Annotated in this window: 19 protein-coding genes; 1 reads left to right on the top strand and 18 read right to left on the bottom strand. The window is 51.4% G+C overall.

The features are described 5' to 3' along the window. Positions 1 to 200 precede the first annotated feature (200 nt). The 4 genes from RT52_RS04980 to RT52_RS04965 form a co-directional block, all read right to left on the bottom strand. Entirely contained in the window at positions 201 to 458 is a 258-nt protein-coding gene (locus RT52_RS04980) for an SMI1/KNR4 family protein (RefSeq protein WP_034815459.1), read from the bottom strand. A 14-nt stretch (positions 459 to 472) separates the two neighbouring features. Next, positions 473 to 1,234 (bottom strand): hypothetical protein, encoded by a 762-nt coding sequence (locus RT52_RS04975; RefSeq protein ID WP_034815457.1) that lies wholly within the window; start codon positions 1,232 to 1,234, stop codon positions 473 to 475. Positions 1,235 to 1,317: 83 nt separating this feature from the next. After that, positions 1,318 to 2,772, bottom strand: a complete 1,455-nt coding sequence (gene bglA / locus RT52_RS04970) for a 6-phospho-beta-glucosidase BglA (protein WP_034815455.1) — start codon at positions 2,770 to 2,772, stop codon at positions 1,318 to 1,320. 12 nt (positions 2,773 to 2,784) lie between these two features. Beyond that, positions 2,785 to 4,674 carry a beta-glucoside-specific PTS transporter subunit IIABC gene (locus RT52_RS04965; RefSeq protein WP_034815453.1) on the bottom strand — a complete coding sequence of 630 codons (1,890 nt, stop codon included), beginning with the start codon at positions 4,672 to 4,674 and terminating at the stop codon, positions 2,785 to 2,787. Positions 4,675 to 4,835: 161 nt separating this feature from the next. Between RT52_RS04965 and RT52_RS04960 the strand changes: the two genes are divergently transcribed. Next, complete coding sequence (locus RT52_RS04960; protein WP_034815451.1) at positions 4,836 to 5,546, top strand: GntR family transcriptional regulator; 711 nt, start codon at positions 4,836 to 4,838, stop codon at positions 5,544 to 5,546. A 46-nt stretch (positions 5,547 to 5,592) separates the two neighbouring features. Here RT52_RS04960 and RT52_RS04955 read toward each other — a convergent pair whose 3' ends face one another. The 14 genes from RT52_RS04955 to RT52_RS04890 form a co-directional block, all read right to left on the bottom strand. Then, positions 5,593 to 6,147 (bottom strand): suppressor of fused domain protein, encoded by a 555-nt coding sequence (locus tag RT52_RS04955; RefSeq protein WP_034815449.1) that lies wholly within the window; start codon positions 6,145 to 6,147, stop codon positions 5,593 to 5,595. Between the two features lie 20 nt (positions 6,148 to 6,167). Beyond that, the gene (locus RT52_RS04950; RefSeq protein ID WP_034815448.1) at positions 6,168 to 6,854 is read right to left on the bottom strand and encodes a hypothetical protein; all 687 of its coding nucleotides are present in this window, start codon (positions 6,852 to 6,854) and stop codon (positions 6,168 to 6,170) included. A gap of 23 nt (positions 6,855 to 6,877) precedes the next feature. After that, positions 6,878 to 8,260 carry a barstar family protein gene (locus RT52_RS15985; protein ID WP_051690270.1) on the bottom strand — a complete coding sequence of 461 codons (1,383 nt, stop codon included), beginning with the start codon at positions 8,258 to 8,260 and terminating at the stop codon, positions 6,878 to 6,880. Further along, positions 8,257 to 8,961 (bottom strand): hypothetical protein, encoded by a 705-nt coding sequence (locus tag RT52_RS04940; protein ID WP_034815446.1) that lies wholly within the window; start codon positions 8,959 to 8,961, stop codon positions 8,257 to 8,259. Before RT52_RS04940 ends, RT52_RS15985 begins: the two co-directional genes overlap by 4 nt. 13 nt (positions 8,962 to 8,974) lie before the next feature. Continuing rightward, entirely contained in the window at positions 8,975 to 10,036 is a 1,062-nt protein-coding gene (locus tag RT52_RS04935; protein WP_245175464.1) for a DUF58 domain-containing protein, read from the bottom strand. A gap of 2 nt (positions 10,037 to 10,038) precedes the next feature. Then, positions 10,039 to 10,962 (bottom strand): AAA family ATPase, encoded by a 924-nt coding sequence (locus RT52_RS04930; protein WP_034815444.1) that lies wholly within the window; start codon positions 10,960 to 10,962, stop codon positions 10,039 to 10,041. Then, a complete protein-coding gene (locus RT52_RS04925; RefSeq protein WP_051622597.1) occupies positions 10,959 to 11,732 on the bottom strand; it encodes a hypothetical protein in 774 nt (257 codons plus the stop codon). The genes RT52_RS04930 and RT52_RS04925 overlap by 4 nt, the downstream gene beginning before the upstream one ends. A 161-nt stretch (positions 11,733 to 11,893) precedes the next feature. Then, entirely contained in the window at positions 11,894 to 12,385 is a 492-nt protein-coding gene (locus RT52_RS04920) for a DUF3916 domain-containing protein (protein WP_081852654.1), read from the bottom strand. Beyond that, positions 12,382 to 12,870 (bottom strand): DinB family protein, encoded by a 489-nt coding sequence (locus tag RT52_RS04915; RefSeq protein WP_034815441.1) that lies wholly within the window; start codon positions 12,868 to 12,870, stop codon positions 12,382 to 12,384. Before RT52_RS04915 ends, RT52_RS04920 begins: the two co-directional genes overlap by 4 nt. Positions 12,871 to 12,924: 54 nt before the next feature. Beyond that, the gene (locus RT52_RS04910; RefSeq protein WP_034815439.1) at positions 12,925 to 13,422 is read right to left on the bottom strand and encodes a hypothetical protein; all 498 of its coding nucleotides are present in this window, start codon (positions 13,420 to 13,422) and stop codon (positions 12,925 to 12,927) included. After that, on the bottom strand, positions 13,419 to 14,462 hold the full coding sequence (locus RT52_RS04905; protein WP_034815437.1) for a DUF2332 domain-containing protein: 1,044 nt from the start codon (positions 14,460 to 14,462) through the stop codon (positions 13,419 to 13,421). The genes RT52_RS04910 and RT52_RS04905 overlap by 4 nt, the downstream gene beginning before the upstream one ends. A gap of 111 nt (positions 14,463 to 14,573) precedes the next feature. Continuing rightward, positions 14,574 to 15,836, bottom strand: coding sequence for an NCS2 family permease (locus RT52_RS04900; RefSeq protein WP_034815436.1), 1,263 nt, complete (start codon positions 15,834 to 15,836; stop codon positions 14,574 to 14,576). A 622-nt stretch (positions 15,837 to 16,458) separates the two neighbouring features. After that, the gene (locus tag RT52_RS04895; protein ID WP_034815434.1) at positions 16,459 to 17,964 is read right to left on the bottom strand and encodes a PH domain-containing protein; all 1,506 of its coding nucleotides are present in this window, start codon (positions 17,962 to 17,964) and stop codon (positions 16,459 to 16,461) included. Continuing rightward, positions 17,961 to 18,467, bottom strand: a complete 507-nt coding sequence (locus RT52_RS04890) for a PH domain-containing protein (protein ID WP_034815432.1) — start codon at positions 18,465 to 18,467, stop codon at positions 17,961 to 17,963. Before RT52_RS04890 ends, RT52_RS04895 begins: the two co-directional genes overlap by 4 nt. Positions 18,468 to 18,479: the final 12 nt, after the last annotated feature.

Raw genomic sequence — 18,479 nt, 5'->3', positions numbered from 1 at the left:
TTTAGAACTGGCTAGTTATGTCCCAGCCTCTCCATTTTGCTTTATAGCGGGTCACCTGACCTATTCATTAATGGCTATGAATTTTTGAATGGTACTTCTACACTTACATCTTCTTTACATAATCAATCAATATCAGTTTATGATTGACCTGATGCTGTCCCTGTCGTTTATAGCCGAGCTTCTCATAGAAATGATGATTCCTATTGAAATCGATTTGTTCGAATCACGACATCATATTCACTGCTATCTGGTGAGATCCCCCATAGGGCATCCTCGTCCACGACTAGATAGCCATATGACTCCAAAAATTTTCGATACATCGGCGGAAACGTCACATTCAGTTGTTCCTCCGCCTCACGAATCGCTGCTTCCGAAGCTCCTGAACCGTATGTAAACACTTCTGGATACTTCTCAATCATCTTTACGACCCGATTGAACTTCAACTCAATTTTGTTCATGGTGTTTCCTCTTTTTAATTGCGCTCTCGCTTATAGATGTCGATGTCCCCACTTCTGAAGTCGACGCGTGCATTCCAGTTCCGGACGTCAGATTGAATGATAAACACATCGTCTGATTCCCAACGACTCGTTCCGAAATACAACGAGAACGCGTACGGGCTCGCAATCTCCTCAATCACATTCTCTTGAAACAGTCTTATACCTCGTTCGTACCCTTCAATCCAAAACGACGCGCCTGTCACCAAGACAATCAATTTGAAAAGCACAATCCGATTACGTTTTTTGTTCGATTTCGGTGTCTTATTCAGCAAGGCGACCAACTTATAGTCGTTCATTTCAATCTGCTTCAGGCAATGCTCGATCATGTCAGAAATCGGCCGTTCCGAGCTAATCATCTGAACTTCTAACAACGGCACGAGCACGTCCCGAATGACCATTGCGAACTGCTGAAACTTCTCTTTCTCTTCAAGCATCATCTCATACGTCTCATAATCGAACATCTCATGCGTGAACTCGTGTGTCACGAGTTGATGATGTGTGTCATCATACGTATGCGTGTTATATGTACGATTTGTCTCAGCATGGATTAGGTTTATCCCTACAAGATTAGGGTCTTTGAAACGAATGTCTCCGCTCTCTACGAAGCGTGACAACGCACGTGATAACAATTCTTCAAAGACGTACGATGAGTGAATCGCTGTGATGTGTTTCTTTGCCCAGTTCCGGTCGCGCTGCGCGTTTACGCTCGAATCTAGACGAATGGTAATGTGCCCCATCTTTTCCCCTCATTTCTCTCACTTCTTCATTATACAAAAAACTCCCTTTGACGATCATCGAGATCATCAAAAGGAGTCTGAGATTACTTGACCGGTTCGTACGCGAGCGCTTCCCCGTTCGTCTCGATCACGTGCTTGTACCAATCGAACGAGTCTTTCTTCATCCGCTCCATCGAGCCGTTGCCCTCATTGTCACGGTCGACATAAATCATGCCGTACCGTTTCTTCATTTCGCCCGTCGTGAACGAGACGATGTCGATGATGCCCCATGGCGTGTAGCCGATCAAGTCGACGCCATCGTAGACGACCGCCTCTTTCAGCTGCTCGATATGTGCCTTCAAATAGTCGATACGGGCCGCATCATGAATCTTCCCGTCAACGATCTCATCGACGGCACCGAATCCGTTCTCGACGATGAAGAGCGGGATTTGATAGCGGTCATACAGTCGGTTGAGCACGTAGCGGAGACCGACCGGATCGATCGCCCATCCCCAGTCGCTCGACTTGATATACGGGTTCTCGACGCCGTTCGGTAGACCGCCGTTGACGATATCGCCGCTGTTGTCGGCGACGACGTCACTTTTCACCGTCGTCGACATGTAGTAGCTGAATCCGAGGTAGTCGACGGTCCCGTTTTTCAAAATCTCCTCGTCTCCTTCAAGGAACGGAATCGTATAGCCTTCACGTTCGAATTCGTTCAAGGCGTAGCTCGGATAAACACCGCGCACTTGCACGTCGGGGAAGAAGTAACGCTGACGCATCATCTCTTCAGCGAGCATGACGTCGTCCGGGTTCGACGAGTACGGATAGATCGGTACGTGGGACACCATCGCCCCAATCTCGAAGTCCGGGTTGATCGCCTTCCCTTTCGCGACGGCGAGGGCGCTCGCGATCAACTCGTGGTGGCCCGTCTGATACATGACTTCACGCGCGTTCTCTCCTTCTTCGACGATGACGCCTGAGTTCGTCCATAAGAAGAGCGGGTTGTTGACGTCCATCTTGTTGTTGATCTCGTTGAACGTCATCCAGTATTTGACCTTGTCTTTGTAGCGGTCGAAACAGACCTCGGCGAAACGGACGAAGTGGTCGACGACGGCACGGTTGCGGAACCCGCCGTACTCGCGTGCGAGGTGGAGCGGCATCTCGAAGTGCGACAACGTGATGATCGGCTCGATATCGTGCTTCAACAGCTCGTCGAACAAGTCGTCATAAAACTTGAGACCGGCCTCATTCGGTTCTGAGTCGTCCCCGTTTGGGAAAATCCGGCTCCAGCCGATCGAGGTACGGAGACACTTCAAGCCCATCTCGGCGAACAAGGCGACATCCTCTTTATAGCGGTGGTAGAAATCGATCGCCTCATGGTTCGGATAAAACTCGTTCGGTTCGACCTTGTCCGTGATGCGACGGGCGACGCCGTGGGCACCAGCCGTCAAGACGTCGACGACGCTCGGTCCTTTGCCGTCTGCGTCCCAGCCACCTTCAAATTGGTGAGCGGCCAGTGCGCCGCCCCATAAAAAGTCGTTTGGTAATGTTTTCATTGTAGTTCCTCCTTAATTGTTCACAACCGTGAGCATCGCTTGTGTTGTGTCTGTCTTTTCGTTTGATTGAACAAGTACATCGGCGTATGTCGCACTGTTCGTTACGATGACCGGTGTAATCGTCGAGATGTTATGGGCTACGATCATGTCACGGTCGAACGTCGTCAACACATCGCCCGCTTTGAAGGGATCCCCATCCTTCACATGCACGGTGAACGGTTTCCCATCGAGCGTCACCGTATCGAGACCGACGTGAATCAAGAGCTCGATGCCTGAGTTCGAGCGGAGCCCGATGGCATGTTTCGTCGGTGCGACCATGACGACCGTCCCGTCAAACGGGGCTACGACGTTATTCCCGTCTGGCTCGACGGCGTAACCTTTCCCCATCGCCCCGGAGCCGAACACGTCGTCCGGGACGTCGTTCAACGCGAGGACTTTCCCTGACACCGGTGAGACGATCGTCTCTTCCTGAACGAGCGTCGCACTCGCTTCCGCCGTCGCCGGTGTTTCTGCCACTTCTGTCACTTGTTTCGCCGTATCTTCTCCAAAACCGAAGAGTTGAATCAAGACGACCGGGAGAATGATGGCGATGGCCGTCCCGATCAACAGTCCCCAGATTGACGAAGGGACGTCCGAGCTGATCCCGTTCACGAGCGTGAGCGGACCTGGAAGACCGGCATAGGCGAAGTAGTACGGGTTGAAGAAGCTGGCGACGATGGCACCAATCGCACCTGAGATACAGCCGAAGATGAATGGCTTTTTGAAACGGAGCGTGACCCCATAAATGGCAGGCTCCGTAATCCCGAACAGACCGGTGATTCCAGCCGAGACGCCGACTTTTTTCGTCTCTTGACTCTTCGCTTTCAAGATGACACCAAGAACGGCGCCGACTTGGGCGATGACGGCAATCGTTTGATACGCCTGGAACGAGTCGCGGCCGTATAAATCAAAGTTCGCGAGCACCATCGGCGTGACGCCCCAATGGACACCGAAGATGACGACGACTTGCCAGAGGCCACCGATGATGGCACCGGCGAGCATCGGCGCGTTCTCTGCTAAGAAGTTATAGCCGTTCGCAATCCCGACCGCACCCATCGTCGTGATCGGTCCGATGACGAGGATCGTCAGCGGCACCATGAGTACCAAACTGAAGAACGGGACGAACAGTGGTCGAATGACCTCGTTCATATGTCGGTTCAAGAACCGCTCGACGTAAGATAAGATCCAGACGAGAAAGAGCGGAGGCAAGACGGACGACGTGTACGTCGTTCCCGATAAGGCGAGCCCGAGAAAACTGATCGTCTCCCCTGACGTGATGCGTGCTGCCATCTCGGCCCATGTCGGACTGACCAATGCCGCGCTCGCCGCCACGGCGATAAACGTGTTCGTCTTGAAATGCTTCGACGCGGTGATGGCGATAAAGATCGGCAAGAACGTGAACGGCGCCCACGAGATGAAGCTGAACACTTCGTACGTCCCGGTCTCGGCGAACCCTTCGAAGAGAAGCGTCGTGATGATGAGCGTCCCCTGCAAAATCCCCGCGGCCGCTAAAATATAAATGAACGGAGCGAACACGGCAGACATCGTCGCGATGATGCGGTTGAGGACGGTCCCTTTATTGCCTTCTTCCGTCTCATTCGTCTCCATCTTCACGAGTTTCGAGAACTCATCGAACACTTCCCCGACATGTTGCCCGATGACGACCTGGAATTGACCACCCGTCTCGACGACCGTGATGACCCCCGGCATCGCCATGACTTTCTCTTTCGCTTGCGGATTCGACCGTTTCAACACGAGGCGAAGCCGTGTCGCGCAACGCGCAGCATTGATGACGTTCTCTTCCCCACCGACCGCATCTAAAATGTCACGGGCGAGCTTTGAATAATCCCGAACTTTACTCAAGTGAAAACCCTCCTTTGATATAACGCTTACATTTTGTACACTCTTACTATAATTGTACCGGTACAATTAATCAAGACCGATATAAAATATTTGTGTGACCATTCTTTTAACGGTCGTATGATATAATAGGGGCACCATGACAATGTAGATGAGGGACAAGGATGCTAAAATACCAACAGATTGCAGCAGCAATTGAGCAGTACATTAATGATCAGGATTTAAAACAAGGGGATAAGTTGCCCGTGCTCGAGCAGTTGATGAGCCAATATGGCGTCAGTAAGAGCACCGTCACGAAGGCGCTCGAGTTGCTTGAACGTCGCGGTGTCATCTTCCAGTTGCGGGGAAGCGGGATCTTCGTCCGACGTCACAACCGCCCGGGCTACATGAGCCTGTTCTCGACGCAAGGGTTCAAAAGCAACCTCGGCGACCGCGTCTTGACGTCGGACGTGCTCGACGTGTCGATCACGAAACCGAGTGAAGACGTCGCTAGAAACTTAGGGATTGACGTGTCGAATGACGTGTATCGCGTCGAACGAGTCCGTTACGTCGACGGGGAAGTCTTTTGTTACGAGGAGTCGTATTATGTGAAGGCGATCGTGCCCTATTTGAATCGGGAGATTGTCGCCGACTCGATTTTCGACTACGTCCAAAGTGCGCTCGGCATCACGATCGGGTTTTCTGATATGTATATGCAGGTCGGGCGACTGAACGAGACGGAGGCCGGATATCTTGGTCTGAAAATGGACGACCCGACGCTCCGCATCGAGACGATTTTCCATCTGACGAACGGGAAGCCGTTCGACTACTCACGAATCACCTATCATTACGAGCACTCGCAGTTCGTCGTCCAGGCGAACGGGCCGTACATGTGAAAACACCGCTCGACGCGATTTGCGTGGAGCGGTGTTTTTGTGTGGTTCAGACGAGCGGTTTGCGTTTCAAATCGAGTAACGCATCATCTGTTTTATAAAGTACTTCGTTGAACCGTTCTACCCCGTTCGCTTCGATGAACGCTTCTTCAGATGGGAAGATGGGAATGAACCAGAACGGGACTACGGTTTGTTCGTCCCCTTCATACGCATGAAACGACTCATCAAAATAAAAAGGTTTCGCCACATAGATTGCTGAGAAGTTCAATCGTTTGAAAACGTTCGGGGGGAGTTCGAAATACTCGCCGAGTTTGAAGGCGTGATGTGTCTCGAGCGCATGCGTCGTTAATTGCCACAGCAACTCGAGCACGTCTTCATACGAACGTTTTTGCTTGAAGCTCAATAGGAGCTCTTGATGTGTCTGTGTGCCGTCCTCGTTTTGCAGCGTATGCCAATGAAGGCCTAGCGTCGAGATGGTATACGAATCGGTCGTAGGACTGTCATTGAACTGCAAGAACTGCACGGCCTGCTCTAACAAATCGTCCGTCTCGAATTGATTCGTGAATTCTCCACAGTGGGATTCAAGGTGTTGTAAATAGTTCAAATTCGTTTACTCCCTTTGTATTAAAATTTTATAATCGTTCCATTCACATGATCGAGAAAATGGTAATGATTTGCTGCATCGCGACTCATCACAAAATTTCCTAATTCCGTTGGATTGTGAACTTTCATGAATACATCAAGTTCCGATTTTGAAGAATATAGTCTCTTTATGAGTAATTTATGAATCGGTAATCGAAGCTGCGGGACCAAATGCGACTCGAGTAATCTGTCCCACGCAACATCTTCTAAAGTCAATTGATATACACGCTCCGGTTGCTGGGTCGTTCCACCGAAACAGAATGTAAGCTGGATTGGAAAAATTGGACTGCAAAGCACTTTATTAAAGAAAGATTCATAATCGAGTGTCACAGTATCGATTGTTTTCACGGATTCACTCGCAATCAATAATGCATCTCGATAAATCACAATCGATAAGTCACCAGTCGAAGCTAAGCGAATAGAATCAATATCTTGATTCAACTCTATGTGCTGTAAAAGAAGATGAAGATCTTTTTCTGTGAAGAGTGTGCGTTTATCAATTGTCTTTTCCATCTCTTTATTTTTAAAGCTTATTATTTTTTTATTATTGTCTATTACCTGATTGTATTCGACTTCAACCGGATAATCGGTCAACTGAATATGCCGTTTAATAAGTTCAATCATCTCATATTCTTCAAACGCGTATATCGGAATGTAAAGTAAAGCCATAATTCATAGACTCCCTTTCTCACTTATTTGAAGTAAAACCGCTTGATTGAACCGTTCACATGGTCGAGAAAATGATACACATCGTCCGCATCATGCGCCAGTACGAAGTTTCCAAAGATATGAGGATGGAATTCTCCTAGAAATGTCTCGAGTGACTGTACAGGTGTAGTTGATGAAAAAGACTGCCGAAACCTTTTTGCTTTTGGAATCTTTAATTGAGGTAACAACGTTTCTTCAATCAACTTCTCCCATGCTGCGCCATGTAGCGTCAATCGATAGACCGTCTCGCTTAGAGCAATTGTACCACCGAAACAGAACGTCAATTCAATCGGATACGCACCACGTGTCACGTGACGAAAAAACGTCTCGTAATCCGCTGTATCGATCGATTCAACGGATTCAATATTCGTCCCTTGGAGTGTCAGCCCCTCACGGTAATAGCTTACCAACCAATCCGTCTCATTTGAGAACGTGACAACGTCTTGGCAATGTTCGTCACGGGAAAGTGTCAGCCATGGGGCAATCGACTCATGATTATGAACGATTCCGGATGTGACAGACTCCTCTTCTAAGCATTCAAACGAGAAACGATGTCTCTTTGGTAACCGTACCGAAGTCTTCCGTTCCACGCGTAACGGGAAAGCTTCTCCGGTGAGATGTCGGTAGATCAGGCGATTTGCTTCTCCCTCTTTTAATGCCTGGCTCGGTAAAATCAGCATCTCTGTCTGATGATAGATGATTCGACACGGTTTCAAGTCCGGCTCGTTCGTGTAGTCCGTAAAACTGGTCGCGAGCATGTCTGCCGCCTCAGGCAATCGCCGCTCAAACTCCGTCCAACCGTGTAGCTCCACAATGTCCGGCAATCCGTTCTCATCGGTGATGACGTCCCAAAATGCGTCCCAGTTCATACCATAGTGCGAAGGGAATTGTAACTGTTCGTTCAATAGTTCATGCAGCTCGGTTTCCGTCGCGATGTTTGAGACGTCTAGCGTCACACGAGTGACTCGGTCATTCTGTTTACACACCTCGCTCGGATGCATCCAGACATACACCGTCTCGACGACCCCAGATGGAGCGACATCGACGTAGACATCACGGGTGAACGGATGCAAGACGAGGTAACGTAGCATCGTTGCATCCGTGAAACTTTCATCGATGTGTATATCACCTGGATGAAACGAGAAGATGTCAGCAGCTTGTCGACGAACCGTACGATACTTGTCATCAAGTTCTTGATTGTAGACGCGGTCGAATTCATTACGGTCGACTTTCCATAACGTCCCATCGTTCGAACTTGATAAGCGTATCGTCTTTTGTTCAAACGCATCTGAGTGCATCGCGTGTCGCCGTACAAAGAAAGCCGTGGCTGCATCGACTTCATGCAACCACGGACGTTTTATAGTCATCTTTTCCATCGCCTCCGATACAAGAGATAACCGAGCGGGAGTCCCGCCAACAACGCGAGGCCAAGCATGCGATATGATGTCGGTTTGGTCGTCTGAACGTCACTTGAACCACCCGTAAGGGCATCCTCCGCGGAACCTTGAACGTTTGAACGTGTCTCGACCAAGAGTTTCTGATACATCTCGAGCGTGATCGTGTCTCCGGCGATGAGCCGTTTCGCATCGGTCGTCAAGGCGGTCAGCGTCTCCCCATCATAGTCAAACCAGGCGTTCTCTCGCGCGGAATGGACCAATGTACCGGACACATCGGCTAAGGCGACGGCCAACTCGTCACCATACCCGAACGTGGAGAAGGCAAAGACGCCTGGTTCTTGCTCGTACGTACCGATGACGTTTCTCGCTTCTCCGTCTTGTAGGACGGCCGAGACGTATTCTTTACTTGAGACGAACGTACACGCGTCATCTGGCGAATAACAGGATTGTGCGGCCATCATCACTTCGTGCAGTGGACCGAACGAGATGGTGCGACTTTCCGTCAAGTGATAGTTACTCGGATCGTCTCCTTCGATATGATCAAGGACGATCGACTCGAAATGTGTTTCTGCAAACTGCTCTGCTGACCGTTCTGTCGGCGCGGCCATGGCTGACGTAGTACCGAGCGTGAAGAGTCCGGCTAAAGCGAATGATGTGATCAGGCGAAACATGTCATAACTCCTTTCAACCGACAGCGATCCGGTTCAGCAGTAACGCGTCAATCCGAATCACTTCCGCATGCGGATGCTTCTGTCGCTCGATGATTTGATTGAACCGTTTCGAAGCGACGAATCGATCGGATTCATGGACCCACGCCAAACGTACGAGGGCGAGGCGCAATTGTTTGCGACCGTCACTCATCCGCAGGTGGTCAATCTGATTATCGGCGTCTAACCGATTGATGAACAGCTCGACTTTACAATCTTCCTTCACCAAATAGGATACCAGATAAGCGGCTTGTTGAATCAACTCTTCGTAACGCCCGTGGAGGCCATTCCCGAGCGGACCGCTCAAGTCGAGTGCGAGTGTGAACGTATCGAGGTTTTGGCGTTGAAACACTTTCGCCTGCAGCTTCCCTGTCTTCGCTGTCGCGACCCAGTCGATTTGTTTGACCGGCTCTTGCTCGTACCGTTTTGTGCTTTGAATCATCAACGGGTCGTTGAGCGGTGAATGTTTGACGAGTCGGTCTCCCATCCGAACAAGGCGCGAGTCGAATCGGTTCTGTCTCGTGATGGACGGAAGGATAATCCAGGACGGAAGCGTAAAACCGGTGAGGAAGATGGTGCCGAGCCAAAACGGGAGCTTGAACTGAAGAGTGCATTCTTCGATTTGGACGGGACCTCGTCGCTTCGCGTGGATTGAAAGCAAATAGCTCGATTCATGACGAAGCTGTAAGGTGTGCACGGACTGATCTTCGTCAAACGTCAAGCCGTGCCCCGTGACCAGACGGATTGATGTCGGGATCCCGAGCGTCTCAAGTTGCTCGATGCCTGTCACGTCCATCTTGAGTGAGACGCGATCATTCACGAACAACAACTGCTCCTTTTGATGGAACGACAAGCCTGTCACCCCGACGATTTGCTTCGTCAGCCATTTTCGTACGAGCATCAGCCCGAGAATCACGCCAGCCAGGTAAGCGAACGGCCAGACGTAGGGGAACCAGACGAAGAAGACGAGTATCCCTGTGTAGGCTGGCCAAAGCTTTTCATCTAAAAGGGACGGTGTACTGACTTCGACCTGTCGCATCCTCACACCTTCTCGACCGGGACGTCGACGCGCTCCAAGATGTCGGCGAGGACGGCCCGTTTCGTTGATTTCACGTCTCCTTCGAGCGTGAGCGTCAACCGATGCGCGAGGACATGCGTCGCGACGGCTTGGACATCTTCTGGCGTCACGAAGCGACGATTCTCGATGTAGGCATACGCCTGAGACGCCTTGACGAGGGCGAGTGTCGCACGAGGGCTGGCCCCGACTTCGACGAGCGGATGGTTCCGCGTCTCTTGGATGAGGGCGAGTAGATAGGTCACGACGTCCTCATGGATGCGAACCTCCTCGACTTCTTGCTGTGCCGCTAAAAACGTCTCGGACGACATGAGGGCATGGACGGCGTGACGTGTCTTCGAGATCGTCTGTAAAATCAGTTGCCGTTCTTCCGCCGCCTCGGGATAGCCGACTTGGAGCGACATCAAGAAGCGGTCGAGTTGTGCGTCCGGCAAGGCGAACGTCCCTGCCGACTCAATCGGATTCTGTGTCGCGATGACGAAGAACGGTTCCGGCAGTTGATACGTGACCCCGCCAATCGACACTTGCCGCTCTTCCATCGCCTCGAGTAACGCCGACTGTGTCCGAGGGACGGCCCGGTTGACCTCGTCAATCAAGAGGATATTCGTGAAGATTGGGCCCGTCCGATTTTCGAACGTCTGCGTCTGCACGTTGAAGTAGTCAGCACCGATGATATCACTTGGAAGCAGGTCGGCCGTGAACTGGATCCGTGTGAACTCCGCCTCGAAGCTCTTCGCGATGCTTTTGGCGAGGAGCGTCTTCCCCGTGCCTGGGACGTCCTCTAACAAGATGTGTCCGTTCGCGAGTAGCGCCGTGCAACAGAGGCGCGTGATGTCAGGTTTTCCAAGATAGATTTGGTCGAGTTGTTCGAGCACGCGTGTGATGGTCATAAGGGTGGCTCCTTTTCTAGGCGAAGTAAGTGGGCATCGAGCTGTTGTTTGAACGCTTCTTCCCGTTGTGGCGTGATTTCGACTTGGTCATACCGGGTCTCTAAATAGCTCAAAAGTGAGGCGTCGAGCTGGATACGATTCGCCCAAGCAGATAACGTCTCGAACGGCCGTCGTCGTTGTTGTGGCGGCAGCGCTTGCTCAAATTGAATTAGATGTTGCCGCAACGGGGAATCCGGCAACGGATGGATTGAGCGTGGGGACTGCTCGAACCTTTCTTCTGGTTCTTGACTTGAGTGGTTCACTTCGTCTGTCGATACGGAGCCACTCAGTTTTTTGTTGAGACGTCGCCTACGCCACAACCATGCGCCAATTAACAGAAGGCTAGCGCTGAGAATGTATGGTAACAACGATAGGCGATCGGCTTCGTCATTGGATGGTTCCCCATATGACGGAGACAAGTCATCCGAATTTCCTCTCGGTGTGCCACCTTCCTCATCCGATGGTCCAACAATGCGCCCACTTCCAGAAGACTTAGACGCAGAATCTTCGTCAGCGCCACCGCCGCACCAACGATTGGTGTCAACCACTTCGATAATCCCAAACAACTTTCGCTTGTCGTGACAGTCCGTCACCCAGCTCGTGATAGGGCTCCCGGAAATATCCAATCCTTTAAAGTATGTATATGCGGCTTGACCTGAGAATGAAATGAGTGCGACAACCAGTAACGAAATCAAAACCGTTGATATAAACAGGGCTTTGGCCTTTCTCATATAACGATCCGTCTGTGAAACTGTTGATTCGACCGCATCCGATGTCACGGCTCCCTTCATTCATCGATTCCATTTAATCCTTTTTATGGAAAATGGATTTGAAAGGATTATAGCATATGGATTGATAGAATATTTAGTCTTTTCATAAAAAAGTCGCCCGCTTATTGAACGAGCAACCATACTTCCCCGCTATATGTATAATCATCGTCTTGAATCCGCTCATGGAACCGATGTACCTCGACGTCCGCCGGAAGGTTGAACCGCTGTAGGCACATCGAGTCGACAGGCAAGCTCGTCCACGTCTGCTCGGACGTATCGCGTTCCATGAACACCTTTAGTCGTGCGTCGCTTTCGAATACGAGAAGTTCGGACTGCCAGAGCGTCGGCAGGTCAATCAAGACGACGACCCGGTACTGTTTATCTTCTCGGAGATGCACAAGCCGAGCTCCCCCTTCTAGCATCGCCTCGATGACGGCTTGCTGGATTCGGCTGTTCTCCTCGATTGATAGTAAGAACGATTGATCGATTGGAATTTTGCTATGCCAATACCCGTCATGGAATGTTGTCGGAAACGAATGGGTCTGTTCTGCGATATCCAAACGCAACCATTTCAACCTTCGTCTGACGTCTCGTACTTTCGTTCTTCTCTTCAAGACGTCGCCCCTAAAACTCGGTCGACTTGCTGCTGATGGTGGCGGTCATGTTCGATGAACTCGGTGACGATATAGGCAAGTGTGTACGGAACACCTTGGTGCGGGCAATGGGTCGCCCCGTTTGCCGTCGTGTGCATTGTCATCGTCTCGTGACGAAGTGACGTCAGCCCTTCTATAAGTGAACTCCGACTCGTTTTGGCTAACTGGAGCACCTTTTCTCCAGAGAGACGTTTCGCTTTTTGGGTCGCGCGCGCGTTAAACGAGTCGAACTCGGGGAAGATCATCCCTTCCCCGTTTTTGACGGCCGGGATGATGACGTTCAACAGATGGTTGTCCCAATGGGCGATGTGCAGGACGATTGCTTTGATTGACCATTTGTCGGTCGCAATCGGTTTCTCCCACGTCGATTCATCCAATTCCGTTAGCGTGTTAAGCCATGCTGTATAGGATGCAAACTCGTCGATGACGTCTGAAGTGTTAGTCATGAAAATGTCCTCCTTGATTTATTAAGTTAAGAATCCGCTCATATTCAATCTCATCTATTCCGATTCAAATAACCCTTCCGTACGATTATATTCCTCTAAACTTCGCCAACCGGGGAAAGTTTGACGGAATCGCTCGCTTACGTCCTCAACTTGGCTGAGCATTAAAACAAATGTTGAGTCCCAAAAGATCAATTCACACATAGCATCCGGATGCTGAATACGGGGTGACTCGATCCATAGATCGCTATTCCCGTCTGCGAACGGATGGACGATTAAATCGTTTAACGTGATGGACGTCTTTCGTTCAAACGCCGTGAATACTCCCCAAATGACGTATAGGCTTGTGTGCTGGACAAGTTCGAGTAGACGTTCACCTTTTATCCAGTAGGCCGTTCCCTCCTCAAGTTCTTGAATCTCTTCGAAATACTTTAACGAGTCATTTGAGATTACGGCATCGAGGTCCGTCACCAACCAATTATAGTTGGTGACTTGTAAACAAAGAGCATCCATGACTTCTTGAATGGAAACGAATCGCTCGATAATCGTATTCATGTCAATACAGCCTCATCTTTTAACAACCATCTGAACCATCTGCCGTGCCCGTCCGTCTCCGCAATCGTCTGCTCTCGTTTGACACCGTTCACGTATTCGTCCAGATGCAAGTCTTTGTCTTGGATATTGTTGTAGAGATGGAAAACGTCTCTCGTCTGGCCAATTTCTTCGACCACGTTCAATAAGTGTTTTTTCATGTCGATCGTCATCTGATTGGCTACGTGCGTGTGGAAGATGCATAAGGTGCTTCCTTCTGGAATACTCCCGACAAGGCCGCTCAATCGACTGATCCCGTCGCCTTCGATGAAGTCGATCGGCTGCTCGCCGATATAACTCGACGCGCGTTCGAACATCTGTAAACGTTCCTCATGCTCTGGCCAAATCAACGACTTGAGCCATAACCGCTCTGCTTCATTATTTAAATCGACGATGTTCAAATCAAGTCCGATACGTGCTACGACCGGAGCGGGTGCGGACGAGAGCGGCGGTGTAAGCTCCCCGACGAATTCTGAACGGATATGTAGCCGTGACTGCACCTCTCCGAACACTTCCTCTGTCTCATATGAATACGCGTACTGGTCCCACAATAGTTGTAAGCCGGCACTTGTCCCGATCTCAATCAATGCCAATGGTTTTCTCGTTTTTTGATGAATGTAGCCAAAAGCGGGATATAAGTATGCACACCTTCGGACTTCGTTCGTCTGAACGCGTTTCGAACTTAATATAGACTCGATTTCATTTCGATACGTGAGACAAAACGATTTGAACGACTCGAACGATTCGGTTACGGGATTAGCGTCGCGCACTATACTCGGGTAGTAGTCTTTTAGCGGGTGGTCGTTCCCTTGCATCAGCAAGTAATGGACCGCACCGAACAATAAGTTCGGTACCGGTTGGTCTTCCCTCGCCACGTTACCGATTTCAAGCAGTTCGTCGTCTTGCGAGATGTGAAGCGATAACGATTCATAGAGCGGGCTCGAGTCCCGGCATTCTCTCTCAGCAAACGTCGCAAACTTTTGAGACAATTTAGATGTCGTCAAATCAAATCCTCTCCTCACACGTGTTTCATGCATACTACTTCCCGTGTAAGTCATGAGACTCCTTTTTATCCATACAAAAAAACGGCACCGTATTCACGGTACCGCCCTATCTTACAGCCAGACTGGTAAAGAAAAGAAAACGAGGAACAAGACGGTCAAGACACCGACGACCGGACTGAGCGCCCGATAGCCCTTCTTGAACAAGATGATCATCGTATAGGCGATGAAGCCGAGCCCGATACCGTCGACGATGGAATACGTGAACGGGATCATGATGATGACGAGAATCGCCGGGAAAGCATGCTCCCAATTGTCGAGCGGGAGATGCTTCACGTTCTGGAACATCATCATGCCGATGATGATCAACACCGGCGCGATCGCCGTCACCGGAATGATCGCGAACAGCGGCAACAACAAGAGCGAGACGACATAAAGGCCTGACGTCACGAACGAGGCGATTCCGCCCCGTGCCCCGACCGAGATGCCGGCTGCGACCTCGACCGTCGAGACGGTCGGGCTCGAGCCGAATAGGGCACCGGCCATCGTCGATAGTCCTTGCGCGACGAGCCCTTTCGGTGCGTCCGCATCTTTGCCGATCGCCCGTGTCTGATTCTGGATCAAGCTGATGTTTTCAATCAGCAAGACGAGCGTCAACACGCCGACGGCGACGAGGAAGAGCGGCGACATCGATTCGGTGAACGAGACGCTCCCGAATACGGTGCCGAACGACTCGAAGAACGGGGTGAGCGCGAACTCACCGGTCCAGTCGAGCGTGCCCATGACGGCGCTCAAGCCGACACCGAACGCGATGGTCCAAAGGAAACTGCTCGGTCCCATCTTCAAGAAGAGAAGGATGGCGACGAAAAGCGTCAGGAACGCGACCTGCACCGGCCGTTCCCCGAGATCTCCGATGTGAAGCAACGCCCCGCCACCGCCCGAGACGATCCCCGCCGCCTCGAGCCCGATCAAAATGAGGAAGAGGCCGAGACCGACCGTCAATCCGTCATGAATGATCGGCGGGAACGCGTTCGCCAGCTTCCTCGCCACCTTGGTCACTGTCAGCAAGACGACGAGCGCCCCCGAGACGAACGAGACGGCGAGCGCACCTTGCCAGCTTAGACCCATCTGCAGGACGAGCGTGTACGTGAACAACGCGTTAATGCCCATCCCCGGTAACAGGAGCAGTGGCAAGTTGAAGAGCCCTGCGATGAACGTTCCGATGATGCTTGTCAAAATCGCTCCGACGAGCGCTCCCTCGAACGGGAGTCCGGCTTGTGTCAAGATTGCCGCGTGCACGGCCGGGATGTATGCTGTCGCCAGAAAATTCAGCACGCCCCCGTATGTTTCTGTTTTCCATTCTGTTTGTTTTGCCATAGGAATCAATCCTTTATTGGCACCCTCACCCACCCATGTGGTTATACACACGAGGTTGATTATATCCTGTCTGACTTCTGACATGCAAGCGAATGTTGACTCAATTCCATCTTTCGACCCAATCGTGAGACCTGCTCCGCCTAAAGCTTCATTTCCTAAAACAAGAACAAACGTTCTTGTTTTTAGCATCTTTTTTGAAGAGAATCTGCTATAATGAAGGAGCAGGTTAACGCAGCAATAGTGGGGTCAGCCGCCAAGTCCACAATGGAGGAAGGCGGTGGTGCGGATGGAACAGCTTTGGACCTGGATCGGCGATTACGTAATCCTCCCGATCCTCGCTCCGATTATCGTTCACTTGGTAATCCACCAATCATCCGATCGTGCAACGTCTGAACGCACAAAAAAATGACCCCCTCGGCGCAATGAGATGGGTCACTTTCTGATTCACTAACCATTGTGGCGGCTGGGCCACTCTTGAAGTGGTAGCCTGTACGCCAGAGGCCGGTGTATCGAGCACCGGTCTCTTTCTACTTGCATCATACCATATCTGTTCCCGGTTTTCAGTAACGGAAACGCGAAAATTGTGAATCGAATCGCACAAATGGGACACACCGGGCCATCTTCAGCCCGGTGTTTTCATGTTTTCTACGTTGTAGCGCGAGAACCAGTCAAGCATGGCGTCCGCTTCTCGTTTCGGGATGTCCTCAATCGACTCGATGGACAACAGACCACCGCGCGTCGACAAGACGACGTTACAAAGCCCGAAGCGTCGTTGCAACCAAGACTGCGTCACGTGAATCTGTTCGATGCGCGGTTTGTCCGTCACGAACGAGCGCACGTTGAACGCCCCCGTCCGTAGTTGGATGAACGTTCCGTTCCGCGCATAGCGGTTCGTGTAATAGCTGAGCACACGCCCACCGACGATGAGTGCCCACAACAAGAGGAGCCACCACGCGTATTCGCGGAAGAAATAAATGACGATGCCGGTGACGATCACACCGAACCAGCTGATGCGCATCAGCTTGATCACAAGCGAGCGTTTCGGCAAGCGATGGAGCGTGTCGGCCCAGGCGAACTGGCTGAAGTGTTCGTTCAGCACCGCCATCGCCTTATCCCGTTTGACGAACGGGAGAATCGTCGACGACTCGTCTTTCAATTCGTCCATTGTCCCGGCCGCGACGAGTTCGACACCGATGATGTTGAACCAGCGCCGGATGAACGTCTCTTTGATCCGAATCGCTTGAATCTTCTCGTACGGGATCTCTTTGGCCGACCGGTTCAGTAAGCCTTTCTCGACCCGGATGCGGTCGCCCCTTCGTTCGAGGACGAAGTTCCCATACTTCAGGAAGTTGATCACCGTCCCGATGACGACCGACAAGAGCAAGATGGAGAGGATGAGCACACCGATGGCGATCACCGAGGCACTGATGACCCAGTCCCCGATTTGGTCGAACGTGCCGTCGAGGTTGATGAAGTCGTCGATGTACGTGATGATCGTCGAGGCAACCGGGAAGATGGCGAACACGGACAGCGACGTGAGCGAGGCAATCAAAATCTCGCGGGTCGATAGCGTATATAGCCGAACGCCCGGCGGTTTCTCAATCGTCGAGGTTTTCTCCGTGACTCCGTCTTCTGATTCGCTCGGCTCGGTCGAGGCCTCGAGCCGTCGACGTCTGGATTGGTCGAGCACGTCCTCGAGCCGTTTCGCCTCACCCGGGAAGACGCCTGCGAGTTTGAACGAGGCGTCATCACTGTTCGCATTCGTATCGAATGTCAATTCGACGACACCGAGCAACCGGTAAAAGAACGGGCTGTTCGAATGGACGCTCTGAATCTTATAGAGCGGCAGCGACTTCTCTTGCTTCATCCAGTTCCCCTCGATGACGTACATCGTCTTCTCGTCCAAGGCGTACCGGAAGTTGCGCCAACCGAAAAACTTTTGCAGCAAGTCGAACCCGATGAACAGGAGCACGGCGACGCGAAGGATGATTCCAAACGTCGTCTCCCAGTCGTTGTTTAAGACGAACAAGATGACGATCGGGATGGCGAACGACTTTAACATGTCGACGATGCGTAGGACGAGCACCCGTGTCGGAAGCCGATTCCACGTGAGCGACGCTTCGGTCATACGACATCCTCCTCTTCGATGCGGGCGTAGACGGCGATCTGTTCGCGGAGCGTCTTCGCGAACGATTCTTCGATCGCATAAATCTCATGCGATCCGGCAGCCGTACCGATCGTGATCGTCTGAAGGCCGAACTTTCGAAGAAGCGGTCCTTGTTTCGCATGCACGTATTGCACTTTTGTCATCGGGATTAAGACGTCATGTGTCGTGATGATGCCGTGATGAAGTCGAATCTCGAGCGGTTGGACGAGATACGTGAAGCGCTCCTGTTTCCATTTCTGGAAGACGATGATGTCGACTAGGCTATAGATGACCGCGATCGCCAGTAACCCGTAAGCTGTGGCTTGGAGCCAACCTGGCCAGTCGAACCAGACGGCCGCGAATACGAGCGCACCCGTGATGATCAAACCGATCACATAGAAGATGGCACTCGATAAGCGGAACACGGTTCTCGCCTCGACCGGCAATGTACCGCTGATGGGTGATGCTGTTTCAATCTCTGACATTGGTGTTTCCCC

Source organism: Exiguobacterium alkaliphilum 12/1 (assembly GCF_000714435.1).
Taxonomy (GTDB): Bacteria; Bacillota; Bacilli; order Exiguobacteriales; family Exiguobacteriaceae; genus Exiguobacterium; species Exiguobacterium alkaliphilum.
The sequence above is the reverse complement of the archived record's forward strand: the minus strand, read 5'-3'. Positions and strand labels throughout refer to the sequence as shown.